Source organism: Variovorax sp. GW821-FHT09A10 (genome assembly GCF_059418385.1).
This window is the reverse complement of the sequence record NZ_JBWKPT010000002.1, coordinates 788,531-813,799: the sequence shown is the minus strand read 5'-3', so window position 1 is coordinate 813,799 and position 25,269 is coordinate 788,531. Positions and strand designations below refer to the sequence as shown.

Annotated in this window: 23 protein-coding genes and 2 tRNA genes; 20 read left to right on the top strand and 5 right to left on the bottom strand. The window is 66.7% G+C overall.

All coding sequences use genetic code 11. From position 1 onward, the window contains the following. Positions 1-77 precede the first annotated feature (77 nt). A complete protein-coding gene (gene rimO, locus AC07Q9_RS10580; RefSeq protein WP_099796798.1) occupies positions 78-1,484 on the top strand; it encodes a 30S ribosomal protein S12 methylthiotransferase RimO in 1,407 nt (468 codons plus the stop codon). 84 nt (positions 1,485-1,568) lie between these two features. On the opposite strand, the gene AC07Q9_RS10575 is transcribed toward rimO, so the two are convergent. Both AC07Q9_RS10575 and AC07Q9_RS10570 read right to left on the bottom strand, forming a co-directional pair. Continuing rightward, positions 1,569-1,653: transfer RNA gene (locus tag AC07Q9_RS10575), tRNA-Leu, on the bottom strand. Between the two features lie 271 nt (positions 1,654-1,924). Continuing rightward, positions 1,925-2,009: transfer RNA gene (locus tag AC07Q9_RS10570), tRNA-Leu, on the bottom strand. Between the two features lie 81 nt (positions 2,010-2,090). On the opposite strand from AC07Q9_RS10570, the gene rnr reads away from it, so the two are divergent. Both rnr and AC07Q9_RS10560 read left to right on the top strand, forming a co-directional pair. Beyond that, the gene (gene rnr / locus AC07Q9_RS10565) at positions 2,091-4,358 is read left to right on the top strand and encodes a ribonuclease R (protein ID WP_489056915.1); all 2,268 of its coding nucleotides are present in this window, start codon (positions 2,091-2,093) and stop codon (positions 4,356-4,358) included. 63 nt (positions 4,359-4,421) lie between these two features. After that, complete coding sequence (locus AC07Q9_RS10560; protein ID WP_495309258.1) at positions 4,422-5,186, top strand: SDR family oxidoreductase; 765 nt, start codon at positions 4,422-4,424, stop codon at positions 5,184-5,186. Positions 5,187-5,195: 9 nt separating this feature from the next. Here the strand turns inward: AC07Q9_RS10560 and AC07Q9_RS10555 are convergent, their stop codons facing one another. Then, entirely contained in the window at positions 5,196-6,659 is a 1,464-nt protein-coding gene (locus tag AC07Q9_RS10555; RefSeq protein ID WP_495309256.1) for an NAD(P)H-hydrate dehydratase, read from the bottom strand. A 43-nt stretch (positions 6,660-6,702) separates the two neighbouring features. Here AC07Q9_RS10555 and AC07Q9_RS10550 point away from each other — a divergent pair, with 43 nt between their 5' ends. Next, on the top strand, positions 6,703-7,122 hold the full coding sequence (locus tag AC07Q9_RS10550; protein WP_495309254.1) for a hypothetical protein: 420 nt from the start codon (positions 6,703-6,705) through the stop codon (positions 7,120-7,122). Here AC07Q9_RS10550 and AC07Q9_RS10545 read toward each other — a convergent pair. Next, a complete protein-coding gene (locus tag AC07Q9_RS10545) occupies positions 7,112-8,365 on the bottom strand; it encodes a D-amino acid dehydrogenase (RefSeq protein ID WP_495309252.1) in 1,254 nt (417 codons plus the stop codon). The genes AC07Q9_RS10550 and AC07Q9_RS10545 overlap by 11 nt on opposite strands. A 57-nt stretch (positions 8,366-8,422) precedes the next feature. Next, a complete protein-coding gene (locus AC07Q9_RS10540) occupies positions 8,423-9,745 on the bottom strand; it encodes an amidase (RefSeq protein ID WP_495309250.1) in 1,323 nt (440 codons plus the stop codon). A gap of 205 nt (positions 9,746-9,950) precedes the next feature. On the opposite strand from AC07Q9_RS10540, the gene rpsB reads away from it, so the two are divergent. The 16 genes from rpsB (at position 9,951) to AC07Q9_RS10460 (ending at position 25,248) form a co-directional block, all read left to right on the top strand. Beyond that, positions 9,951-10,706, top strand: coding sequence for a 30S ribosomal protein S2 (gene rpsB, locus AC07Q9_RS10535; RefSeq protein WP_095745188.1), 756 nt, complete (start codon positions 9,951-9,953; stop codon positions 10,704-10,706). 81 nt (positions 10,707-10,787) lie between these two features. Further along, entirely contained in the window at positions 10,788-11,711 is a 924-nt protein-coding gene (gene tsf / locus AC07Q9_RS10530) for a translation elongation factor Ts (RefSeq protein WP_489056909.1), read from the top strand. Positions 11,712-11,810: 99 nt separating this feature from the next. Then, positions 11,811-12,533, top strand: coding sequence for a UMP kinase (pyrH, locus tag AC07Q9_RS10525; protein WP_307693738.1), 723 nt, complete (start codon positions 11,811-11,813; stop codon positions 12,531-12,533). Between the two features lie 11 nt (positions 12,534-12,544). Further along, complete coding sequence (frr, locus tag AC07Q9_RS10520) at positions 12,545-13,105, top strand: ribosome recycling factor (protein ID WP_062471609.1); 561 nt, start codon at positions 12,545-12,547, stop codon at positions 13,103-13,105. Between the two features lie 8 nt (positions 13,106-13,113). Further along, positions 13,114-13,839, top strand: a complete 726-nt coding sequence (gene uppS / locus AC07Q9_RS10515) for a polyprenyl diphosphate synthase (RefSeq protein WP_495309248.1) — start codon at positions 13,114-13,116, stop codon at positions 13,837-13,839. A gap of 23 nt (positions 13,840-13,862) precedes the next feature. Next, the gene (locus AC07Q9_RS10510; protein WP_489056907.1) at positions 13,863-14,708 is read left to right on the top strand and encodes a phosphatidate cytidylyltransferase; all 846 of its coding nucleotides are present in this window, start codon (positions 13,863-13,865) and stop codon (positions 14,706-14,708) included. Further along, complete coding sequence (gene ispC / locus AC07Q9_RS10505) at positions 14,705-15,892, top strand: 1-deoxy-D-xylulose-5-phosphate reductoisomerase (RefSeq protein ID WP_495309246.1); 1,188 nt, start codon at positions 14,705-14,707, stop codon at positions 15,890-15,892. The genes AC07Q9_RS10510 and ispC overlap by 4 nt, the downstream gene beginning before the upstream one ends. Positions 15,893-15,913: 21 nt before the next feature. Continuing rightward, positions 15,914-17,290 (top strand): RIP metalloprotease RseP, encoded by a 1,377-nt coding sequence (gene rseP, locus AC07Q9_RS10500; RefSeq protein ID WP_495309974.1) that lies wholly within the window; start codon positions 15,914-15,916, stop codon positions 17,288-17,290. Between the two features lie 38 nt (positions 17,291-17,328). Continuing rightward, positions 17,329-19,761 carry an outer membrane protein assembly factor BamA gene (gene bamA, locus AC07Q9_RS10495; RefSeq protein ID WP_495309244.1) on the top strand — a complete coding sequence of 811 codons (2,433 nt, stop codon included), beginning with the start codon at positions 17,329-17,331 and terminating at the stop codon, positions 19,759-19,761. Further along, the gene (locus AC07Q9_RS10490) at positions 19,762-20,307 is read left to right on the top strand and encodes an OmpH/Skp family outer membrane protein (protein ID WP_153284435.1); all 546 of its coding nucleotides are present in this window, start codon (positions 19,762-19,764) and stop codon (positions 20,305-20,307) included. Between the two features lie 14 nt (positions 20,308-20,321). Then, positions 20,322-21,299: a UDP-3-O-(3-hydroxymyristoyl)glucosamine N-acyltransferase gene (gene lpxD, locus AC07Q9_RS10485; protein WP_495309241.1), complete on the top strand. Its 978-nt coding sequence runs from the start codon at positions 20,322-20,324 to the stop codon at positions 21,297-21,299. 23 nt (positions 21,300-21,322) lie between these two features. After that, positions 21,323-21,778 carry a 3-hydroxyacyl-ACP dehydratase FabZ gene (gene fabZ / locus AC07Q9_RS10480; RefSeq protein ID WP_056582588.1) on the top strand — a complete coding sequence of 152 codons (456 nt, stop codon included), beginning with the start codon at positions 21,323-21,325 and terminating at the stop codon, positions 21,776-21,778. 25 nt (positions 21,779-21,803) lie between these two features. Next, the gene (gene lpxA / locus AC07Q9_RS10475; protein WP_495309239.1) at positions 21,804-22,592 is read left to right on the top strand and encodes an acyl-ACP--UDP-N-acetylglucosamine O-acyltransferase; all 789 of its coding nucleotides are present in this window, start codon (positions 21,804-21,806) and stop codon (positions 22,590-22,592) included. Between the two features lie 10 nt (positions 22,593-22,602). After that, on the top strand, positions 22,603-23,751 hold the full coding sequence (gene lpxB / locus AC07Q9_RS10470) for a lipid-A-disaccharide synthase (RefSeq protein WP_495309237.1): 1,149 nt from the start codon (positions 22,603-22,605) through the stop codon (positions 23,749-23,751). Continuing rightward, complete coding sequence (gene rnhB / locus AC07Q9_RS10465) at positions 23,723-24,466, top strand: ribonuclease HII (RefSeq protein WP_495309235.1); 744 nt, start codon at positions 23,723-23,725, stop codon at positions 24,464-24,466. The genes lpxB and rnhB overlap by 29 nt, the downstream gene beginning before the upstream one ends. Beyond that, positions 24,463-25,248 (top strand): TrmH family RNA methyltransferase, encoded by a 786-nt coding sequence (locus tag AC07Q9_RS10460; RefSeq protein WP_495309233.1) that lies wholly within the window; start codon positions 24,463-24,465, stop codon positions 25,246-25,248. Before rnhB ends, AC07Q9_RS10460 begins: the two co-directional genes overlap by 4 nt. Positions 25,249-25,269: the final 21 nt, after the last annotated feature.

Sequence of the window (25,269 nt, the reverse complement as noted above, 5' to 3'; positions counted from 1 at the left end):
CGGCGGCGGCCCGCCCGAATAGGGCGACTGCCCGATGAATGCCCTGCTGTCACCGATAGCTGGGACAATAGAGGCCTATGAGCGAAGTTGCCTCCCCTGAACGTACCGTCACGCCGACCGCCCCCAAGGTCGGCTTCGTCAGCCTTGGTTGCCCCAAGGCTTTGACCGATTCCGAATTGATCCTGACCCGGCTGAGCGCCGAGGGTTATCAAACCTCCAAGACTTTCGAGGGCGCCGACCTCGTCATCGTCAACACCTGCGGCTTCATCGACGATGCCGTGAAGGAAAGCCTGGACACCATCGGCGAAGCACTCGCCGAGAATGGCCGTGTGATCGTCACGGGCTGCCTGGGCGCCAAGACTGGCGACCAGGGCGGCAACCTCGTGCGCCAGATGCACCCCAGTGTGCTGGCCGTCACCGGCCCGCATGCCACGCAGGAGGTGATGGATGCCGTGCACGCCAACCTGCCGAAGCCGCACGATCCGTTCATCGACCTCGTGCCGAACACCTTCGGTGTGGCCGGCCTGAAGCTGACGCCACGGCACTACGCCTACCTGAAGATCAGCGAAGGCTGCAACCACCGTTGCACCTTCTGCATCATCCCCTCGATGCGCGGCGACCTCGTATCGCGTCCGGTGGGTGATGTGCTCAGCGAAGCCAAGGCCTTGTTCGAAGGCGGCGTGAAGGAGCTGCTGGTGATCAGCCAGGACACCTCGGCCTACGGCGTCGATGTGAAGTACCGCACCGGCTTCTGGGATGGCAAGCCGGTCAAGACCCGCATGCTCGAGCTCGTGCGCACGCTGGGCGAGATTGCCGAGCCGTATGGCGCCTGGGTGCGCCTGCACTACGTCTACCCGTACCCGAGCGTCGACGAAATCATTCCGTTGATGGCGAGCGGCCAGGTGTTGCCGTACCTCGACGTGCCGCTGCAGCACAGCCACCCTGACGTGCTCAAGCGCATGAAGCGGCCCGCCAGCGGCGAGAAGAATCTGGAGCGGATCGCGCGCTGGCGCGAGACCTGTCCCGAACTCGTGATCCGCAGCACGTTCATCGCCGGTTTCCCGGGCGAGACGGAGCAGGAGTTCGAGCACCTGCTCGACTTCATCCGCGAGGCCGAGATCGATCGCGCAGGTTGCTTTGCCTACAGCCCGGTCGAGGGTGCAACCGCCAACGACATCCCGGGCATGCTGCCCGAGGCTGAGCGCGAAGCACGCCGCGCCCGCTTCATGGAAGTGGCCGAGGCCGTGTCGATCGCCAAGCTGCAAAAGCGAATCGGCTCGACGATGCAGGTGCTGGTCGATTCAGCGCCGGCGCTAGGCCGCAAGGGCGGGGTGGGGCGCACATACGCCGATGCACCGGAGATCGACGGCACCGTTCGCCTCCTGCCGCCCGAGAAGATCAGCAAGACGATGAAGGTCGGCGAGTTCACGCGTGCACGCATCGTGGGCGCCGAAGGCCACGACCTGATCGCGTTGCCCGTTTGATGCGCCTGATTCAAACGGCCAAGAAAAAAGCCACCGGAGGCCGGTGGCTTTTTATAGAAGACCTGGTAAGGGTCTGTTCAATCTTGGTGCCCAGAAGAGGACTCGAACCTCCACGATGTTACTCGCTAGTACCTGAAACTAGTGCGTCTACCAATTCCGCCATCTGGGCTGATTTTGCCTCTCAGCAAAGACTACGATTATATACACAAATTTGGCGCGCTCTTTTGAGCGTGTCGAAATTTCAGCTTCTGCGCGACATTGCTCGTGCGGTGGGTGTGCTGCCGACGGCGGGTGGGTGTGATCGTGCGCGCATGGCCGGCATCGAAGGGCGTGATCTGACGATCGCGTCGCCCGTTTGATGCAGTTTCGAGCGGCCATGAAAAAAGCCACCGGAGACCGGTGGCTTCAATCGGATGACCTGGTAAAGGTCTGTTTAAACTTGGTGCCCAGAAGAGGACTCGAACCTCCACGATGTTACTCGCTAGTACCTGAAACTAGTGCGTCTACCAATTCCGCCATCTGGGCCCACATGACTGCAGAAGCAGCCACGTTTTGAATTTCAGGAAAGAAGGAGATCATATCAAAAATAATGTCACTTCCAGCAGCTTGTTGGATGAAATCGAAGGAACTGTTCAAGGACATCGCGACGGGCACGGCTTCGTGCAGCGCGACGACGGCGAGGCAGACATCTACCTCCCGCCGAACGAGATGCGCGCGGTGCTGCACAAGGATCGCGTCAAGGCGCGCATCGTGCGACAGGACCGTCGCGGCCGCCCCGAGGGGCGCGTGGTCGAGATCGTCGAGCGACCCGAGCAGCCGATCATTGGCCGCTTGCTGCACGAAGGCGGGATCTGGCTCGTTGCACCGGAAGACAAGCGCTACGGCCAGGACGTCCTGATCCCGAAGGGGGCCACCGGCCCCGCCAAGGTTGGCCAGGTGGTGGTGGTCCAGCTCACCGAGCCGCCGGCCTTGTTCGGTCAGCCCGTGGGCCGCGTGAGAGAAGTGCTGGGAGAGATCGACGACCCCGGCATGGAGATCGAGATCGCCGTGCGCAAGTACGGCGTGCCGCATGAGTTTTCCGCGGAGTGCCTGGCGCAGGCCAAGGCCCTGCCCGAGAAGGTGCGCCCCGCCGACAAGAAGGGCCGCATCGACCTCACCGACGTGCCGCTCGTCACCATCGACGGCGAAGACGCCCGCGACTTCGACGACGCCGTGTACTGCGAGCCCGCGAAGGTGGGCCGTGGCAAGGGTTGGCGACTGCTGGTGGCCATCGCCGACGTCAGCGCCTATGTGCAGACCGGCTCGGCCATCGACATCGATGCGTACGACCGCGCCACCAGCGTCTACTTCCCGCGCCGCGTGATTCCGATGCTGCCCGAGAAGCTGTCGAACGGCCTGTGCTCGCTCAACCCCGAGGTCGAGCGCCTGTGCATGGTGTGCGACATGCTGGTCGCGGCCGACGGCGAGATCTACGCCTACCAGTTCTACCCGGCCGTGATGTTCAGCCATGCGCGCTTCACGTACACCGAAGTCGCGGCCATCCTCGGCAACACGCGCGGCCCCGAAGCCGCCAAGCGCAAGGAGCGCGTCAAGGACCTGCTGAACCTCGCCGACGTCTACAGGGCCCTGCTCAAGCAGCGCGGCAAGCGCGGCGCGGTCGACTTCGAAACCACCGAGACGCAGATCATTTGCGACGACGCCGGCCGCATCGAGAAGATCGTGCCGCGCACGCGCAACGAGGCGCACAAGATCATCGAAGAGGCGATGCTGGCCGCCAACGTCTGCAGCGCCGACTTCATCGCCGAAGGCAAGCACCCGGGCCTGTTCCGTGTGCACGAAGGCCCGACGCCCGAGAAGAAAGAAATCCTGCGCGGCTACCTGAAGGCCATGGGCGTGGGCTTGAGCATTACCGACGATCCGCGTCCCGGTGAGTTCCAGGCGATCGCCGAAGCCACCAAGGAGCGTCCCGACTCGCAGCAGATCCACACCATGCTGCTGCGCTCGATGCAGCAGGCGATCTACACGCCGTTCAATAGCGGCCACTTCGGCCTGGCCTACGAGGCCTACACGCACTTCACGAGCCCGATCCGGCGCTACCCCGACTTGCTGGTGCACCGCGTGATCAAGGCGATCCTCGGCAAGACGCGCTACCAGTTGCCGATGCTGCCGACACCGGGCGAGGCGCATGCCAAGCTGGCCAAGCGCCTGGCTTCGCGCGTGAAGGCGCCAACGACCAAGCCGCAAAAGGCCACGATCGCGCCGACCAAGGAAGTGCTGGCATGGGAGGCGGCGGGCCTGCATTGCAGCGCCAACGAACGCCGCGCCGACGAGGCCAGCCGCGACGTCGAGGCCTGGCTCAAGTGCAAGTACATGCGCGAGCACCTCGGCGAGGAGTACGGCGGTGTGGTCACGGCTGCCACCACCTTCGGCATCTTCGTCACGCTCGATGCGATGTACGTCGAGGGGCTGGTGCACATCACCGAGCTCGGCGGCGAATACTTCAAGTTCGACGAGATGCGCCAGGAACTGCGCGGCGAGCGCACCGGCATCCGCTACGCCATCGGCACGCGGGTGCGGGTGCAGGTGAGCCGCGTCGACCTCGATGGCCGCAAGATCGATTTCCGCCTCGTGCGCGAAGGCGAAGACCTGACCTCGCGTGCGATGAAGGACAAAGGCAGCGCACCGGTGAAGGCGTCGGCCAAGCGAAGCGCCCGCCACAAGGCGGAGGCCGGTGGCGAGTCAAGGTCGGAGCACGGCGGCGGCGCTGCCGTGGCGCCCGCCGGCCCGCAATCGGCGATGCAGGCCTTCAAGTCGGCAGTGAAGAAAGCCGCCAACAAGATGCAGGGCAAGGGGCGCAAGCCCCGCCGCGGATGAGATGCGCCGTGCACACTACGTGTTTACTGTGTGTATGGACCAGCTGAAAAGGAGACATGAAGCATGAGCGTGGAAAACAACAAGGGCCGCATCGCGATCGTTACGGGCGCCGGGTCGGGCATCGGCCGCGCGGCCGCGCTGGCCTTGCTGGCTGACGGCTGGAGCGTGGCCCTTGCGGGGCGCCGCCTCGAGCCGCTGGAGCAGGTGGCGGAAGAGTCGGGCGCCGGTGTGCGCGCCTTCGCGGTGCCCACCGACGTGGCCAATGCCGACTCGGTGCAGGCGCTGTTCGGTGCCACGGTCGAGCGCTTCGGACGTGTCGACCTGCTGTTCAACAACGCCGGCGTGGGCAACCCGCCGGGCCCGTTCGAGGACTGGACGCCCGAGCAGTGGAAGGGCGTGGTGGACATCAACCTCACCGGCATGTTCTTCTGCATCCAGCAGGCCTTCCGCACGATGAAGGCGCAGACGCCGCAGGGCGGCCGCATCATCAACAACGGGTCGATCTCGGCGACCACGCCGCGGCCGAATTCTGCGGCCTACACCTCGACCAAGCACGCGGTCGAAGGCCTGACCAAGACCGCTTCGCTCGACGGCCGCAAGTACGACATCGCGGTGGGGCAGGTGGACGTGGGCAATGCCATGACCGAGCTGGCCGCGCGCATGGCCACCGGCGTGCCGCAGGCCAACGGCGAGCTCGCGATCGAGCCGCTGATCGACGTCAAGATCGTCGGCCAGTCGGTGCTTTACATGGCGAACCTGCCGCTGGAAGCCAACGTGCTCTTCCACACCATCATGGCCACGAAGATGCCCTTCGTCGGGCGCGGCTGAGCCCTGCGCTCAGTAGGGCGCGCGGCGGGCCAGCGAGCCTGCCGTGAGCGGGGCCGCATCGGCCGGCCACAGGTCGGCGATGCGGCCGTGCTGCCAGACGGCTTCGCACGCCGCCTCGAACGCGGGGCGGCGCATCGCGAGCGCCGCGCCGATCATGCCGGCGAGCACATCGCCGGTGCCTGCGGTGGCGAGACGGGCATTGCCGGTCGGGTTGATGACCGGCGGCTCGTTGCCCGCATCGGCAATCACCGTTCCTGAACCCTTGAGCACCGTCACTGCGCCGAAGCGCGATGCCAGCGCGCGAGCCGCGGCGAGACGGTTCGCCTGCACGCCACCTGTCGTGTCGCCGAGCAGGCGTGCGGCTTCCAATGGATGCGGCGTGAGCACGGTGGACGCGCCGGTCTGGCCTCGCGCGATCAATTGCGTCTGAAGTGAGGGGGCGGCGGCGATGGCGTTGAGCGCGTCGGCGTCGAGCACCAGTGCAGCGGCCGTCGACAGCACGCGCGGCAGCAGTTCGCGCACGGCGTCGCCGCCTCCGCAGCCGCACACGACTGTCATGCCGGCGAGGTCCAGTGAGTGGGCGTCGCGCAGCATCAGCTCCGGCTGCGAGGTGTCGACGGGCGCTGCGCGGGGATCGAGCAATCCGACGAACACGCGTCCTGCGCCCGCATGGAGGGCGGCCGAGCCGGCCAGCAGCGCGGCGCCGGCCATGCCCGGGGCGCCGCCGATCACCGCGACGTCGCCGTAGCTGCCCTTGTGCGAGGCGTGGGTGCGCGGCCGGATATCGGGCGTGCCTGCGAGGCGGGCTGTCGGTCGCTCCTGGGCGAAGGCGCCATAGCCAAGGTCATCGAACCACACCGTGCCGGCCGCATCGCGGCCCTGGGCCGTGAACAAGCCGGGCTTCAGTGTGAGGAAGGTGAGGGTGGCGCGAACCGATCGCGACGGGTGATTGGCGCCAGGAGCCAACGTGCCGGTGTCGGCATCAAGGCCCGAGGGCACGTCGAGACTCAGCACTGGTTGCGTGTCCTCGTGCATCCGCGCGATCCATTCGGCCATCGTGCCTGAGAGCGGGCGGGTCGATCCGATGCCGAGCAGCGCATCCATCGCCAGTTCGAAGCTCGATGGAGGCTCCGAGGCGAAGGTGACGCCCGCATCGCGCGCACGCTGCTGCGACGACTTGGCATCCGGCGGCAGCCGGGCTTCATCGCCTACGAAGGTGACGACCGGAAAGAAGCCCCGGTGCCGCAACTGCGCCGCGGCTTCGAAGCCGTCGCCGCCGTTGTTCCCGGGGCCGCAGGCGATCCAGATCGTTCGCGCGTGTGGCGCGAGCGCCATTGCGAGCCGCGCCGCGGCGAGGCCTGCACGCTGCATCAGCGTGTGAGGGGGCAAGGCGGAGGCGGCTGCCTGCTCGATGCGGCGCGTGGCGGCGATGTCGAACAGGTCGGCGGCGCTGGCGGACGTGATGCGATGCATCGGGCCATTGTGCCGCCGACGCCGCGCCTCCTATCATCGACCGATGACGCTCAAGACCTTCGGCTGGTTGCTGGTTCTGCTGCTGGCGTGCCTGGCCGGGTTCATCGGCACGGCCGTGGCGATGACGGCCGGCGCGGCCTGGGCGGTCGGCCTGCTGGTCGTGGTGTGGGGGCTGTTCCTGTTGGTCGAGGTGTTGCGCCGGGTGCCGCTGCGCGACGTCGCCTGGGCGCTGGGCGTGGGCTATGGCATCGGCGTCATCCGGTGGCTCGACGTGCCGGTCGAAGCGGGGTCCGGCACGCAGTGGCTGATGCTGGGCGTGGACTTGGTGGTGCTGGTGTTCTTCGGACTGATTGCGCCAGCTGTCCTGGGGTTGATCGCCCAACGCTGGGCGCCCCGGCCCGAACTGCCGGCGGAAAAACCGGCCACCCCCGAGCAACTGCGCCGCTGGGGCCCTAAAGACTGAGCCGTTCGATCCCCAGGCCTTCGAGGTCGATGCCGGGGTCTTGTCCGCTGATCAGGTCGCCGAGCACGCGTGCGCTGCCGCACGACAGCGCCCAGCCGCTCGAGCCGTGGCCCAGGTTGAGCCACACGCCGGGAATGCCGCTGGCGCCCAACACCGGGGGGCCGTCGGGCAGCATCGGTCGCGCGCCTTTCCATTGCTGGATGCCCGACTGCAGCGTGGCTGCGCCCGGAAACCAGTCGTGCAGCACCTTGTAGAGCGTCTGGATCGCGGCCAGGCTCATGGTGTCCGGCGAGCCGCCGATCTCGGCACTGCCGGCCACGCGCACGCGCTGGCCCAGGCGGGAGATGGCAACCTTGTAGCGTTCATCCATCACCGCGCTGCGCGGCGCGTTGAGCGGCTCGCGCACCGGGGCGCTGACCGAGTGGCCGTAGACCGGCGCCAACGGAATGCGCAGTCCCAGCGGACGCAGCAGCGTGGCAGACGACAGGCCGGCGCACACCACGATGGCGTCGAACTGCAGTGCGTCCGAGCCGCTGGCGAGCGTCAGTGAGGTGGGGGCCGCGCGGCTGAGCGGTGCGATGTCGCAGTTGAAATGAAACTGCGCCCCCAGTGCCTCGGCCTCCCACTTGAGCAGCAGCGCGAACTGGCGGCAGTTCGCGACCTCGTCTTCGGGCAGATGGATCGCGCCAGCCAAGGGGGTGTCGGGGTTGAGTGCGGGCTCTATGAGGCGGGCCTCGTCGGCGTCGATCTCGCGGAACACGCTGCCGGCCGAGCGCAGCACTTCCAGGCCGGGCTGAATCAGTTTTTTCTCGCGCTTGGAGCGCAGCAGCACCAGGTAGCCGTCACTGCGTTCGTAGCTCAGCTCGCGCGCTTCGGTCACCGCGTGCAGCCGGGTGCGGCTGTAGAAGGCCAGCCGTTGCATGCGGGCGCGGTTGGCCAGGTAGGTTTCGAGCTTGCAGGCCTTCTGCCAGCGCGACATCCAGCCGAGGTCGCGCGTGCTCAGCGGCCAGCGCAGCTTGATGGCGCCGTGCGAGGACAGCAGCGAGCGCAGCACCTTGCCGCGCATGCCCGGTGCGGCCCATGGTGTGACGTAGCCGGGGGCGACTACGCCCGCGTTGGCGAAACTGGCCTCTTCGGCGGCGGCGCCGCGGCGCTCGAACACGGTCACTTCATGGCCGTCGGAAACCAGTTCCCAGGCGGTGGTGACGCCGACGATGCCGGCGCCCACGATCGCGATTTTCATTGAAATGTTCTAGATAAAAGAGGCGGCTGACGCCCGTGAGGCGGGCGGTGACAGCGGTTATTTCTGCAGCGTGCGTTCGGCCTGGAGCGCCACCGCGAGCACGGCGTCGTCGTGCATTGCGCCGTGCCACAGCATCAGGCCGACCGGTAGTTGGCCGGCGACGTGGCAGGGCAGCGAAATGGCGCAGCCGTCGAGCATGTTGACGATCGACGGGTTGCGCAGCAGCAGCGCGTTGACGCGGAAGAATTCGTCGTCGCGCTCGGCACCCGGTGCGACGCTGGCGATGGACGGCGCGGTGATCGGCACGGTCGGCGACAGCACGGCGTCGAACGGCGCCAGCGCCTTCTCGACGCGGGCGATCCAGTCGCGGCGGGCGCGGACCAGGTCGATGTATTCGTGTGCCTTCATGCCGGCGCCGCGCAGGATGCGCTGCGCCACGCGCGGGTCGTAGCCGGCGCCGCTGCGCTCCAGCAAGAGCCGGTGCCATGCGTACGACTCGGCCGCCGAGAAACCGCCGGTGGCATTGATGGACTGCAAGTCGGCCAGTTCGGGCAGCACGATTTCCTGGACATGGGCGCCGGTGGCGCGCAGGGTGGCGAGGGTGCGCTCGAAGGCTGTGGCCACGGCAGGCTCGAGGTCGTCGAGGAAGACGTTCTTCACGACGGCCAGCCGGTAGGCCGACAGTGGTGCAGAGCCGGGCGTCACCTGCTGCGCCGAGAGGATTTCGTACGCGGTAACGGCATCGCGCACCGACCGGGTCATGGCGCAGACGGTGTCGAGCGTGGTCGACAGCGGCAGGGCGCCGTCGGCCGGTGTGAGGCGGGCGGTGTTCTTGAAGCCGACGATGCCGTTCAGCGCGGCCGGGATGCGGATCGAGCCGCCGGTGTCGGAGCCCAGGCCGATGAAGGCCGCGCCGCTCGCCACCGAAATGGCCGCGCCGGACGACGAGCCGCCCGGAATGCGCGGCGTGGCGGTGTCGCTCACGTTGGCCGGCGTGCCGTGGTGCGGATTGACGCCGACGCCGGAAAAGGCGAACTCCGTCATATTGGTGCGCCCGGTCAGCACGCCGCCGGCGGCGCGCAGTCGCGCCACGGCGAGTGAATCGGCCGGGGCGGCCGGCGCATGCGAGAGCACGGCCGAGCCGGCGGGCGTCGGCTGGCCGGCGACGTCGAACAGGTCCTTGCTGGTGAAGGCCAGCCCGGCGAGGCGGCTTTCAGGCGTCGAAGCGGCGGCCGCCGCGCGGGCCTCGTCGAACATCGTGCGGGTGAAAACGTGGGCGCAGGCCGGGGATTCGGAGAGGGCGATGGCGCGCTCCATTTCGGTGCGCGCATCGGAACCGCCAGCCAGAAGGGTGAGACGGGTGGCGTGAAGGTCGTTCATGGCTTCGAGGGTACCTTGGAACGGCTCGGTTCGAGGGAGGAGGGCGTGGCCGCCGTGCTATACTCTTTGGGTTTCGCTGGTTGTGCGACAGTTTTGTCGCTGCCAGTCAAGCACATCCGCAAACCGGCCCAATCAAGGTGTTGCGACCCCGTCGAAGGGGCGCAAAACGGGCTGGATTTTAGACCCAACCTTTGGAGTAAATTCAATGTCGACCACCATGCGCGAAATGCTGGAAGCCGGTGTCCACTTCGGTCACCAAACCCGCTTCTGGAACCCCAAGATGGCTCCGTTCATCTTCGGTCACCGCAACAAGATTCACATCATCAACCTGGAAAAGTCGCTCCCGATGTTCCAGGACGCGATGAAGTACGCCAAGCAACTCACGGCCAACCGCGGCACGATCCTGATGGTCGGCACGAAGCGCCAAGCCCGTGAAATCGTGGCTGCAGAAGCTCGCCGCGCCGGCGTGCCTTTCGTCGACACCCGCTGGCTCGGCGGCATGCTGACCAACTTCAAGACCGTTAAGACCTCGATCAAGCGTCTGAAGGACATGAAGGCCCAGCAAGAAGCCGGCCTCGACAGCCTGAGCAAGAAAGAGCAGCTCACGTTCTCGCGCGAAATCGCGAAGCTCGAGAAGGACATCGGCGGCATCCAGGACATGGCTGCGCTGCCGGACGCGATCTTCGTGATCGACGTGGGCTTCCACAAGATCGCCGTGGCCGAGGCCAAGAAGCTCGGCATTCCGCTGATCGGCGTGGTTGACTCCAACCACTCGCCCGAAGGCATCGACTACGTGATCCCCGGCAACGACGACTCGTCGAAGGCCGTCACGCTGTACGCCCGCGGCATCGCCGACGCCATCATCGAAGGCCGCAACAGCGCCGGCGGTGACGTGGTCAAGGCCGTTGCCGAAGGCAATGGCGACGAATTCGTCGAAGTCGAAGAAGGCGCTTCGGCCTGATTGGTGCTCTCGCGAGCCTGAAGAAGGGGCTTTGGTGCCCCTTTTTTTTAACCTGATTTTTGGATTTACGGAGATACACAAATGGCTGCAATCACCGCAAGCATGGTCGGCGAACTGCGCGCGAAGACCGATGCGCCCATGATGGAATGCAAGAAGGCCCTGACGGAGGCCGACGGCAACATGGAAAAGGCCGAAGAGCTGCTGCGCATCAAGCTCGGCAACAAGGCTGGCAAGGCATCGGGTCGCGTCACCGCTGAAGGCGTGGTCACGGCTTTCGTCGACGGCGCTGCCGGCGGCATGATCGAAATCAACTGCGAAACCGACTTCGTCACCAAGAACGACAGCTTCCTGGCTCTGGCCAACGCTGCTGCGATGCTGGTTGCCAAGAACAACCCCGCAGACATCGCCGCACTGGGTGCGCTGGCCTACGAGCAAGACGGTTTCGGCCCCACGCTCGAAGACGTGCGCAAGGGTCTGATCGGCAAGATCGGCGAGAACATGAGCTTCCGCCGCTTCAAGCACTTCACGGGCAACGGCAAGCTGGCGTCGTACCTGCACGGCACGCGCATCGGCGTGATGGTGGAGTTCGAGGGCGACGACACGTCGGCCAAGGACGTGGCAATGCACATCGCCGCCATGAAGCCGGTCGCCATCCAGGCATCGGACGTGCCTGCCGAGCTGATCGAAAAAGAGCGTGCCGTGGCCGCTGGCAAGGCTGAAGAAGACCGCAAGGTCGCCGAAGCAGAGGGCAAGAAGCCGCAGCCGGCCGACATCGTTGCCAAGCGCATCGAAGGCGGCGTGCAGAAGTACCTCAAGGAAGTCTCGCTGCACAACCAGCCGTTCGTGAAGAACGACAAGCAGACCGTCGAGCAGATGCTCAAGGCCGCCAACACCACGATCAAGGGCTTCACCCTGTACGTGGTCGGCGAAGGCATCGAAAAGAAGGTCGACGACTTCGCTGCCGAAGTCGCTGCCCAGGTCGCTGCTGCCAAGGCTGCCGCCTGATCCGGCTGTCCTGCAAGCGGCGGTGCGCGACAGCGTGCCGCCGCTTTTTCGCCGCCACGTTTTACACTCGCCCCCGCCAACCCTCTAAGGAAAATGCCCATGTCTGATGCCCGCCCAGCCCACAAGCGAATCTTGTTGAAGCTGTCGGGTGAGGCACTGATGGGCGACGACGCCTTCGGCATCAACCGCGCCACCATCGTGCGCATGGTCGAAGAGGTGGCGGAAGTCGTGAACATGGGCGTCCAGGTGGCGGTCGTGATCGGCGGCGGCAACATCTTCCGCGGTGTCGCGGGAGGCTCCGTCGGCATGGACCGCGCCACGGCCGACTACATGGGCATGCTGGCCACTGTGATGAACTCGCTGGCCCTCGCCGACGCGATGGACAAGCAGGGTCTCGTGGCCCGCGTGATGTCCGCCATTGCCATCGAGCAGGTGGTCGAGCCCTACGTGCGTCCCAAGGCCCTGCAGTACCTCGAAGAGGGCAAGGTCGTGGTGTTCGCTGCCGGTACCGGCAACCCCTTCTTCACGACCGACACAGCCGCCGCGCTGCGCGGTGCCGAAATCGGCGCCGAGCTGGTGCTCAAGGCGACCAAGGTGGACGGCGTGTACACGGCCGATCCGAAAATCGACCCCCATGCAACCCGCTACGCCACGTTGAGTTTCGACGAGGCGATCGCCAAGAACCTCGGCATCATGGACGCCACGGCCTTCGCGCTGTGCCGCGACCAGAAGCTGCCGATCAAGGTGTTCTCGATCCTCAAGAACGGCGCCCTCAAGCGCGTCGTGATGGGCGAGGACGAGGGCACGCTGGTGCATGCCTAGGAGTAAATGAGATGACCATTGCAGACATTCGCAGTGCGACCGACGCGAAGATGAACCAGTCGCTCGCCGCCTTCCAGAACAACCTCACCAAGATCCGCACGGGCCGCGCCAACTCGGCGCTGCTCGACTCGATCCATGTCGAGTACTACGGCTCGCAGGTACCGCTGAGCCAGGTGGCCAACGTGTCGGTGCTCGATTCGCGCACCATCAGCGTCCAGCCCTGGGAAAAGGGCATGGGCGCCAAGATCGAGAAGGCCATCCGCGAAAGCGACCTGGGCCTGAACCCGGCCTCGATGGGCGACCTGATCCGCGTGCCGCTGCCCGCCATGAGCGAAGAGCGCCGCAAGGAAATGACCAAGCTGGTTCGCAACGAAGGCGAGAGCGCCAAGATCGCCACGCGCAACCTGCGCCGTGACGCGAACGAAGCGGTCAAGAAGCTCGTGAAGGACAAGCTGGCTTCGGAAGACGACCAGAAGCGCGCCGAAGGCGACATCCAGAAGGTCACCGACAAGCACATCGCGGAAATCGACCGTCTGGTCGCCGCGAAAGAAGCGGAGATCATGGCCGTTTGAGGCTTCGCATGGCCTCCTCGCCGCAGACGACGACCCCTCCGCACCACGTTGCCATCGTCATGGATGGCAACGGCCGGTGGGCCACCAAGCGCTTCCTGCCTCGCGTGGCGGGGCACAAGCAGGGCGTGGAGTCGCTGCGGCGCTGTGTCAAGGCCTGCGCCGACCGCGGCGTGGGCGTGCTCACCGTGTTCGCGTTCTCCTCGGAGAACTGGAACCGTCCTCCTGAAGAAGTCTCCGGGCTGATGCAGCTGATGGTCGGGGCACTGGCGCGCGAAGTGCCGCGCCTCAACGCCGACGGTGTGCGGCTGCATTTCGTGGGCGAACGCGCCGGCCTGTCCGACAAGATGGTGGCCGGCCTGGTGTCGGCCGAGCAGACCACGGCCCACAACACGCGTCTGATTTTCAACATCTGCTTCAACTACGGCGGGCGCTGGGACATCGCCCGCGCCGCGGCCAAGCTCGCCGAGCAGGGTCTGCCCATGACCGAGATGAACCTCGATCGCGCCATGGCGCTGGCCCACGTGCCCGACCCCGACCTGTTCATCCGCACGGGCGGGGAGCAACGGCTGTCGAATTTCCTGCTTTGGCAGAGTGCCTACGCCGAGCTGTTCTTCAGCGACAAGCTGTGGCCCGAGTTCGACGAAGCCGCACTGGACGAGGCCATCGCCGCGTTCCAGGGCCGCGAGCGTCGTTTCGGCCAGACCTCGGCACAGGTTTCGGCTTCCGCGGCCTGACACGGCCCGACACCACCTTCCGCATGCTCAAACAACGCATCCTCACGGCGATCGTGCTGCTCGCGATCCTGCTGCCAGCGCTGTTCTATCGAAACCACATTCCCTTTGCCTGCGTGATGCTGGTGCTGATCGGCGCCGCCGCGTGGGAGTGGGGGCGCCTGAACGGCTACGGGCAGGGCATGTCGCTCTTCCTGGGGGCCGAGATGGTGGCGCTGTGCGGGTTGTCGTGGGGGCTGGGTCTGCTGGAGCAGCGCCTGTTCCTGATGTGGATGTTGGCCAGCGCGGCCTGGGTGCTCGGCGGCGCGGCGCTGCTGCGCGTCGCGGTGCCCGGCTGGCCGCGCATTCCGCGTGGACTGCGGCTGGTGGGTGGCCTGCTGGCGCTGTGGGTCGCGTGGCTCGCGGCGGTGCAGGCGCGCATGGTCGGCATCAACTTCCTGCTGTCGATCCTGGTGCTGGTCTGGGTGGCGGACGTGTTCGCCTATTTCGCTGGCCGCGCCTTCGGCCTGAAGTTCACGCGCGCCAAGCTGGCGCCCGCCATCAGTCCCGGCAAGAGCTGGGAAGGTGTCTGGGGCGGCATGGCAGGCGTCATCGTGCTGGCGTTCGCCTGGGTCTGGGCCGACAAGAGCCTGGGCGCCACGGTGCCCAGCCTCTACACCCGCCTGCATGAGCGCGGCTGGTGGCTGCTGCTGATCGGGGCGGTGTTCCTGGCGGCGATGAGCGTCGTCGGCGACCTCGTCGAATCGCTGATCAAGCGCAGCGCCGGCGCCAAGGACAGCAGCCGCCTGCTGCCCGGCCACGGCGGCGTGCTCGACCGCGTGGATGCCCTCTTGCCGGCACTTCCCATTGCCATGATGCTGGCTTTCCTGTGAACACTCCCAAACAACGTGTCACGGTGCTCGGCTCGACCGGTTCGGTCGGTGTCAGCACGCTCGACGTCATTGCCCGCCACCCCGAACGCTTCGAGGTGTTTGCGCTCTCGGCGGCCACCAAGGTCGACGAGCTGCTGGCCCAATGCGCGCGCTTCTCGCCGCGCTTTGCTGTCATGGCGAGCGCGCCGCATGCCGCGCTGCTGGCCGAAAAGCTCAAGCAGAACAACCTGCCGACCCGCGTCCTGATGGGCGACGATGCTCTCGAAAGAATAGCGTCGGACGACGAAGTCGATGCCGTGATGGCCGCGATCGTCGGTGCTGCCGGCCTGGCGCCTTGCCTGGCCGCCGCCCGCGCCGGCAAGCGCCTGCTGCTGGCCAACAAGGAGGCCCTGGTCGTCGGCGGCGAGCTGTTCATGCGCACGGTGCAGGAGGGCGGCGCCACGCTGCTGCCCATCGACAGCGAGCATTCGGCCGTCTTCCAATCGCTGCCCGAAGACCCGTCCACCTGGGCGCGGCGCATCGACAAGATCATCCTGACGGCGTCCGGCGGCCCGTTCCGCACCCGTGCGCCCGACACGCTGGGCGCGGTGACGCCCGAGCAGGCCTGCGCGCATCCGAACTGGGTCATGGGCCGCAAGATTTCGGTCGACTCGGCCACGATGATGAACAAGGCGCTCGAGGTGATCGAGGCGCGCCACCTGTTCGGCGTGACGCCGGAGCAGATCGAGGTCGTCATCCACCCGCAGAGCGTGGTCCATTCGATGGTGCAGTTCACTGATGCCTCGGTCATTGCCCAGCTCGGCACGCCCGACATGCGGGTGCCGATCGCGGTCGGGCTGGCCTGGCCGGAGCGCATCGAAAGCGGGGCGGCACGGCTCGATTTCCGCCAGATGGGCTCGCTGACCTTCGACGCGCCCGATCCTGCGCTGTTCCCCGGGCTGGGGCTGGCATGGCAGGCTCTGCGTGCCGCTTCGGGCACCACGGCGGTGTTGAACGCGGCCAACGAGGTGGCGGTGGCCGCCTTCCTTGACCGGCGCCTGCGTTTCGATCGCATTCATGCGGTCAACCTGGAAACTTTGGAGGCGGTCATGCCCTCCAAGCCGGCATCGCTGGCCGACCTGCTGGCGCTCGACGCCAGCGCCCGCGAGGCGGCCAATGCCGCCGCGGCACGTTTCGCGGCCTGATTCCCTACTGCGCAGAGGACCCTGATGCTCACCGTCATAGCTTTTGTGGTCGCCCTCGGCGTCCTCATCGCGGTCCACGAATACGGCCACTACCGCGTCGCCGTGGCCTGCGGCGTCAAGGTGGAGCGCTTCTCGGTCGGCTTCGGCAAGGCGATCCTTCGCTGGCAGCCCAAGCGCCAGCACCCGGGGCAGCAGACCGAGTTCGTGATCGGCGCTTTCCCGTTTGGCGGTTACGTCAAGATGCTCGACGAGCGCGAAGGCCCCGTGGCGCCCGAGGAGCGGCACCGCGCCTTCAACACCCAGCCGCTGCGCTCGCGTGCCGCCATCGTGGCCGCCGGCCCGATCGCCAACCTGTTGCTGGCGGTCGTGCTGTACACGGCGGTCAATTGGATCGGCGTCGACGAGCCCGTGGCCAAGCTGGCCCGACCGGTGGCGGCGTCGCTGGCCGAAGCGGCCGGCCTGCGCGGCGGTGAACACATCACCCAGGCCGGTTTCGACGGCGACCTGTCGCCGGTCCAGTCCTTCGAAGACCTGCGCTGGCGCATGACGCGCGGCGCGCTCGACGGCCGCGACCTCACGCTCGAAGTGGCCGGTGAGGGCGGTCGGCCCGGTCGCCAGCTGGTCTTGCCCCTGAGCCGGATGGAGGCCAAGGACGCCGATCCGCAGATGTTCCGCAAGATCGGCGTGGTCTCGCCGCTGACCCGCCCCGAGATCGGCGAGGTCATGGCGGGCAGCGCGGCCGAGCGCGCGGGCCTTCGCAGCGGCGACCGGGTCCTCCGCATCGGCGACACCCCGATCCTCGACGGACAGCAGCTGCGTGAAGTCATTCGCGCCTCGCTCGATGCCAGCGGCCAGGCGCGCACGCAGACTTGGCAGCTCCAGCGCGGCGGCCAGCCGCTGTCGCTCGAGGTCAAGCCCGAAGTGCGCGAGGAGGGCGCGGCCAAGGTCGCGCGCATCGGCGCCTACGTCGGCGCACCGCCCGAGATGGTCACGGTCCGCCAGGGGGTGGTCGACGGCATCTGGCGCGGCGTGATGCGCACCTGGGAGGTGTCCGCACTCACGGTTCGCATGATGGGCAAGATGCTGATCGGCGAGGCGTCGATCAAGAACCTGAGCGGTCCCTTAACAATTGCTGACTACGCGGGCAAGTCCGCGAGCCTCGGTTTGACGCAGTATCTGGTCTTTCTCGCTCTCATCAGCGTGAGTCTCGGGGTGCTCAACCTGATGCCGCTGCCGGTCCTCGATGGGGGGCACCTGATGTATTATCTTTGGGAGGGCCTGACCGGGAAAAGCGTCTCCGACGCCTGGATGGAACGGCTGCAGCGCGGCGGTGTCGCCTTGCTGCTGGTGATGATGTCGGTCGCACTCTTCAACGACGTCACACGGCTCTTTGGTTAACTTTCTGCCGGCCCTTTCCGTGCCGGCTCAATTCACAGATGAACACAAACTTCAGTCGCTTTCGCCTGCGTAGCGTTGCCGCGGTGGTGGCCAGCGCGCTGGCAGCCACGGCCGCCTGGGCCGTCGAGCCTTTCACGGTGCGCGATATCCGCGTCGAAGGCTTGCAACGCGTCGAGGCCGGCACGATCTTCGCGTCGCTGCCCCTGCGTGTGGGCGACACCTACAGCGACGACCGCGGCTCGGCTGCGATCCGTGCGTTGTTCGACCTGGGGTTGTTCAAGGACGTGCGCATCGACGTGAACGGCAACGTGCTGGTGGTGATCGTCGAAGAGCGCCCCACCATCGCCGACGTCGACTTCGTGGGCGCCAAGGAATTCGACAAGGCGGCGCTGCAGAAGGCGCTGCGCGAAATCGGCCTGGCCGATGGCCGCCCGTACGACAAGGCGCTGGCCGACCGCGCCGAGCAGGAGCTCAAGCGCCAGTACGTGAGCCGCAGCCTCTACAACGCGAACGTCGTGACCACCGTCACGCCCATCGAGCGCAACCGCGTGAACCTCACGTTCACCGTGACCGAAGGCGAGTCCGCCCGCATCAGCGAAGTGCACGTGGTCGGCAACAAGGCCTTCAGCGAATCGACGCTGCTGAGCCTGTTCGACCAGGACAGCGGCGGCTTCATGAGCTGGTACACCAAGTCGAACCAGTATTCGCGCGCCAAGCTCAACGCCGACCTCGAAACCCTGCGCTCGTACTACATCACGCGCGGCTACCTCGAGTTCCGCATCGATTCGACCCAGGTCGCCATTTCGCCGGACCGCAAGGACCTCACCGTCACGGTCAACATCACCGAAGGCGAGAAGTTCGTGGTGGCGGGCATCAAGCTCGATGGCAATTACCTCGGCCGTGACGACGAGTTCAAGTCGCTCATCACGATCAAGCCCGGCGAGCCCTACAACGGCGAGCAGGTCACCGAGACCACCAAGGCCTTCAGCGACTACTTCGGCACCTTCGGCTACGCCTTCGCCCGCGTGCAGGCCCGTCCGGACATCGACCGCGTGAACAACCGCGTCACGCTGACCCTGCAGGCCGAGCCCGCACGGCGCGTCTACGTGCGACGCGTGTCAGTCGGCGGCAACAACAAGACCCGCGACGAAGTGATCCGCCGCGAGTTCCGCCAGTTCGAAGCCTCGTGGTACGACGGCGACAAGATCAAGGTCTCGCGCGACCGCGTGGACCGCCTGGGCTTCTTCACCGAAGTGAACGTCGAAACGCAGGAAGTGCCTGGTTCGCCCGATCAGGTGGACCTGACCGTCAACGTGGCCGAAAAGCCCACCGGCACGCTGCAGCTGGGCGCCGGCTACTCGAGCGCTGAAAAGGTCGCGCTGACCTTCGGCATCTCGCAGGAGAACGTGTTCGGCTCGGGCAACTTCCTGGGCGTGCAGGTCAACACCAGCAAGTACAACCGCACGCTGTCGCTGACCACCACCGATCCGTACTTCACGAAGGACGGCATCTCGCGCACGATCAGCGTCTATCACACGACGACGCGTCCGTACTCCACGAACGAAGACGGTGACTACAAGCTGGTGAACCAGGGCGCGTCGATCCGTTTCGGTGTGCCGTTCAGCGAACTCGACACCGTCTTCTTCGGCGTCGGCCTGGAGCGTTACGCGTTCGACCCGAACCGCTCGGCGCTCGCCGGCGTCACCACGCCGCAGTCCTACCTCAACTACTTCAAGTGCGTGCGGGACGCGACCGGCTGGTTTGTCACGGGTTGCGACCAGAAGAGCGTCTGGGGTGTGCCTCTGACCGTGGGCTGGGGCCGCGACAGCCGCGACAGCGCGCTGGTCCCGACCACCGGCCGCCTGCAGCGCGCCAACCTCGAACTGGGCGTGGGTGGGGACATGAAGTACCTGAAGTCCAGCTACCAGTACCAGCAGTTCTTCGCGATCAACAAGCAGTACACCTTTGCCATCAACGGCGAAGTCGGCTATGCCAAGGCGTTCGGCGGCAAGACCTATCCGATCTTCAAGAACTTCTACGCCGGTGGCCTGGGTTCGATCCGCGGCTTCGAGCAGAACTCGCTGGGCCCGCGCGATCAGCCGCTGCTCGGCCAGACCGAAGGCGCGGCGCTGGGCGGCACCAAGAAGGCCATCTTCAACGCCGAACTGAGCACGCCGTTCCCGGGTGCCGGCAACGACCGCACGCTGCGCCTGTACGGCTTCTTCGACGTCGGCAACGTGTTCGGCTCCCGTGCGCCCAATGTGACGGACGAGCAGTGGAAAGCCCAGAAGAAGCTGCGCGCCTCGGTCGGCCTCGGCATCAGCTGGATCTCGCCGCTGGGCCCGCTGCGCCTGGCGTATGCCTTCCCCGTCAAGTCCCAGAAGGAAGTGACGGACCCGAGCACCGGGTTCGTTGTGATCCCGAAGGATAGAATTCAGCGCCTCCAATTCCAGATCGGAACGTCTTTCTAAATGAAGCAATTGATTCGTGCCGCAGCCGGCGCGTTCCTGATTCCCGCTTTTGCCCTGGTGGCTGCGCCCGCGCAGGCCCAGGAAAGCTTTCGCATCGGTTTCGTGAACCCCGACCGCGTGCTGCGTGAAGCGCAGCCGGCCAAGGCCGCGCAAGCCAAGCTCGAGGCCGAGTTCCTCAAGCGCGAAAAGGACCTGACCGTGCAGGGCGAAGCGCTGAAGACGGCGTCCGAGAAGTTCGAGCGCGAGGCACCGACCCTGTCGGAAAGCCAGCGCGTCTCGCGCCAGCGTTCGCTGGTCGACCAGGACCGCGACTTCCAGCGCAAGCGCCGCGAGTTCCAGGAAGACCTGAACGCGCGCAAGAACGAAGAGCTCCAGCAGGTCTATGAGCGCGCCAACCGCGTGGTCAAGCAGGTCGCTGAAACCGAAAAGTACGACGCCATCCTCCAGGAAGCGATCTACATCAACCCGAAGCACGACATCACCGACAAGGTGATCAAGGCGCTGAACGCGTCGGTCGGCTCCTCTGCGCCTGCGGCCGGCAAGTAACGCCGCGAACCGGCGTGTCGCTGCAGCTCGGAGCCATCGTTGACGCCCTCGGGGGCGAGCTTCATGGAGATGCCACGCTGTCCATCGAGCGGCTCGCGCCGCTCCAGAATGCACAGCCCGATGCGCTCAGTTTCCTGAGCCATCCCAAGTACCAGCAGGAACTGGCCGCCTCCAAGGCGGCCTGTGTCATCGTGTCGCCCGCCATGCGCGAGGCCGCCGCGGCGCGTGGCGCCTACATCGTCACGCCCGACCCGTACTACTACTTTGCGCGCCTGACGCAGCTGTGGAAAGCGCACCATGCGCGCCCGGAAGCCGATCGCATCCATCCCTCCGCCGTGATCCATCCCGAAGCCCATGTCGACGCCACCGCGCGCATCGGCGCGCTGTGCGTGGTGGAGCGGGGCGCGCGCATCGGTGCGGGCACCGTGCTGAAGTCGCGTGTCACGGTCAGCGAAGACTGCACCATCGGCGAGCGCTGCCTGCTGCACCCCGGCGTGGTGATCGGGGCCGACGGCTTCGGCCTCGCGCCGCACCAGGGCGCGTGGGTCAAGATCGAGCAATTGGGCGCGGTGCGCATCGGCAACGACGTCGAGATCGGTGCCAACACCTGTATCGACCGCGGCGCGCTCGACGACACCATCATCGAAGACGGCGTGAAGCTCGACAACCTGATCCAGATCGGCCACAACGTGCGCGTCGGCAAGCACACCGCCATGGCGGGCTGCGTCGGCGTGGCCGGCAGCGCCACCATCGGCGCCCACTGCACCTTCGGCGGCGGCGCCATCGTGCTGGGTCACCTCACGGTGGCCGACGGCGTGCACGTGTCGGCGGCCACCGTGGTAACGCGCTCCATCCGCAAGGCCGGCCAGTACACCGGCATGTTTCCGATCGATGACAATGCGAACTGGGAAAAGAACGCGGCAACACTCAAGCAGTTGCACAGCCTGCGCGAACGACTGAAGGCGCTGGAAAAAGCCCCCTCGAAACAATGACGACGATGCAGGAACAGAACACCATGACGGACACGACGCTCGATATCCACCAAATTCTCAAGTTGCTGCCGCATCGCTACCCGTTTCTGCTGGTGGACCGGGTGTTGAGCATGGAAAAGGGCAAGCGCATCACGGCGCTCAAGAACGTGACGATGAACGAGCCCTTCTTCAACGGCCACTTCCCGCACCGTCCGGTGATGCCGGGCGTGCTGATGCTCGAAGCCATGGCGCAGGCCGCAGCGCTGCTGTCGTTTCGCTCGCTGGACATCGTGCCCGACGACAACACGGTCTACTATTTTGCGGCCATCGACGGCGCGCGCTTCAAGCGCCCCGTGGAGCCGGGCGACCAGCTCACGCTGGAAGTCGAGATCGAGCGCATGAAGGCCGGCATCTCGAAGTTCAAGGGCCGTGCGCTCGTGGGCAGCGAACTGGCGTGCGAAGCCTCGCTGATGTGCGCCATGCGCCAGATCAACAGCTGATCCGGCGCATCGTCTCTTGCAAGGCATGACCCAGGTTCACTCGACCGCGATCGTCGACCCGAAGGCCCAGCTCGACGCCTCGGTGTCGGTCGGTCCCTACACCGTGATCGGCCCGCATGTGCGGATCGGCGCGGGCACCACCATCGGCCCGCACTGCGTGATCGAGGGGCGCACCACCATCGGCCGCGACAACAGGATCTTCCAGTTCTCGTCGCTCGGCGCGATTCCCCAGGACAAGAAGTACGCGGGCGAGCCGACCGAGCTCACCATCGGCGACCGCAACGTGATCCGCGAGTTCTGCACCTTCAACCTCGGCGTGCCCGGGGCAGGGGGCATCACGCGTGTCGGCAACGACAACTGGATCATGGCGTACACGCACATCGCGCACGACTGCCAGGTCGACAACCACACCACGCTGTCCAACAACACCACGCTGGCCGGTCACGTGCATCTGGCCGACTGGGTCACGATCGGCGGGTTGACCGGCATCCACCAGTTCGTGTCGATTGGCGCTCATGCCATGGTCGGCTTCGCGAGTGCAGTGACGCAGGACGTGCCGCCCTTCATGCTGGTCGACGGCAATCCGCTGGCGGTTCGCGGCTTCAACGTCGTGGGCCTGCGCCGGCGCGATTTCTCGGCGCAGCGGCTCGCGGCGGTCAAGCAGATGCACCGCCTGCTGTACCGGCGGGGCAAGACGCTCGAAGAGGCGCGCGCCGCCATTGCCGAGCTCGCGGCGGAAATGCCCGAGGCCGCCGGCGATGTCGGGCTGATGGAAGCCTTCCTCGCCCATTCGACGCGCGGTATCGCGCGCTGACATGGGCGCGATGAGTACGAACGACCAGCGCCGCTTCGCGCTGGTCGCGGGCGAAGCGTCCGGCGATCTGCTGGCGGGCCTGCTGCTCGATGGCCTCGAAGCCCGCTGGCCTGCGCTGCAGACCGCCGGCATCGGCGGTCCACGCATGCTGGCCCACGGTTTCCAGAGCTGGTGGCCGCAGGAAAAGCTGGCCGTACGCGGCTACATCGAGGTGCTTCGGCACTACGCCGAGATCGCCGGCATCCGCCGCCAGCTCAAGGCCCGGCTGCTGCGCGAGCGCCCCGAGCTGTTCATCGGCGTCGACGCACCCGATTTCAACCTCGACCTCGAAGCCGGCCTGCGCAGCGAGGGCATCAAGACCGTCCACTTCGTCTGCCCCTCGATCTGGGCCTGGCGTGCCGACCGCATCGACAAGATCCGGGCCGCCGCCGACCACGTGCTGTGCATCTTCCCGTTCGAACCTGAGCTGCTCGAAAAGCAGGGCGTCGCTGGGAGCTACGTGGGCCACCCGGTGGCCAACGTGATCCCGATGACGCCCGACCGCGCGGCCGCCCGCGTCGCGCTGGGGCTGGACCCCGAGGCGCAGGTCGTCGCGCTGCTGCCTGGCAGCCGGCGCTCCGAGATCCGTTACCTCGCGGCCCGTTTCTTCGCGGCTGCGGCGTTGATGCAGAAGGCCAAGCCGAAGCTGCAGTTCATCGCACCGATCCTGCCAGGGTTGCGCGCCGAGGTCGAAAGCCTGCTGCAGGCCGCCGGCATGGCAGGGCGGGTGAAGCTGCTCGACGGCCAGTCGCATGCCGCGCTCGCCGCCTGCGACGTCACGCTGATCGCCAGCGGCACCGCCACGCTCGAGGCGGCGCTGTTCAAGCGGCCGATGGTCATCGCCTACAACATGAACGGGCTCTCGTGGCGCCTCATGCAGCGCAAGCAGCTGCAGCCTTGGGTCGGGTTGCCGAACATCCTGTGCCGCGAGTTCGTGGTGCCCGAGCTGCTGCAGGAAGCTGCGACGCCTGAGGCGCTGGCACAGGCCACGCTCGAATGGCTCGACGCGCCCGCGAAGACGCAGGCGCTGCAACAAAGATTTTCCGCGCTGCATGTGCAATTGCAGCGCGACACGCCCACACTCTGCGCCGATGCGATCCAGAAAGTTCTTGAAGGCTGAACAGGTCCCGCTCGTGTGGGACGCGCCGGGCCTGATGGCGGGCGTCGACGAAGCCGGACGCGGACCCCTGGCCGGCCCGGTGGTGGCCGCGGCCGTGATCCTGGACGACCTGCGCCCGATCCGCGGCCTGGCCGACTCCAAGACGCTCACGGCCCTGCAGCGCGAACGCCTGCACGACCAGATCCTGGCCAAGGCGCTGTGCTGCTCCATCGCCCAGGCCTCGGTCGAGGAGATCGACAGCCTCAACATCCTGCAGGCCACGATGCTCGCGATGCGTCGCGCGGTCGAAGGGCTGCGGCTGAAGCCGGTCAAGGTGCTGGTGGACGGCAACCGGCTGCCCCGGCTCGATGTGCTGGCCGAGGCCATCGTCAAGGGCGATGCGCGGGTCAAGGCGATCTCTGCCGCATCCATCCTGGCCAAGGTGCACCGCGACCGGCTCTGCACGCAGCTGCACGACGAATTTCCGAATTACGGCTTTGCCGGCCACAAGGGCTACGGTACGCGCGAGCATCTCGAGGCGCTGCAGCGCCACGGGGCCTGCGTGCACCACCGTCGGTCGTTCAGCCCGGTGGCGGCGGCGCTGGCGCGCACGGCCGCTGCGACTTCGGGCGCCACCGTTGTGACCGGCGAGGTGCCAGCGACCCTCGTGATCGGCGCCGCCGAAAACCAGAGCGCACGCCTCGATCCGCGCGCCGCCCCCCTGAGCCTGCCATGACCACCGACACCGGCCCGAGCCACATCAGCTCGCGCGACAACCCCTTGCTCAAGGACCTGCGCAAGCTCGCACAGGACCCGGGCGCCTATCGCAAGCTCGGCCGGCTCTGGCTCGAGGGCGATCACCTGTGCCGCGCAGCGCTGGCCCGCGGCGTCAAGCCGGCGGTGGCAGTGTTCTCGGAGGCGTTCTGGCCTTCGGCGCCCGCTGAATGGGTGCAAAGCGCTATCAAAACGGTAGTGGTTGCCGACGACCTGTTGCGTGCGGTCAGCGGCCTGGAGTCGCCGGCACCGATGGGCTTCGTGCTCGACCTGCCGGCGCGACCCGAGATCCTGCCCGATGCCCCGACCGTGGTGCTCGACCGCCTGCAGGATGCCGGCAATGCTGGCTCCATCCTGCGCAGCGCGGCGGCTTTCGGCTTCACGCAGGTGATCGCGCTCAAGGGCACGGCTGCGCTGTGGGCACCGAAGGTACTGCGCGCCGGCATGGGGGCCCACTTCGGCCTGCGGCTGGTCGAAGGCGTGGACATCGACGCGCTCGATGCGCTGCGGGTGCCGCTGGTTGCCACGAGTTCACACCGGGGCGAATGGCTGCACAAGGCCGACCTGCCGCACCCTTGTGCCTGGCTGATGGGCCATGAAGGGCAGGGCGTCTCGGCCGCGCTGGAAGCCCGGGCCAGCCACCACATCCGCATCGCGCAGCCTGGCGGCGAGGAGTCGCTCAACGTGGCCGCCGCCGCCGCCATCTGCCTGCACGCAAGCGGAGCGGCCCTGCAGGCCAAATAACACACCCAGTCCGAGCTACAA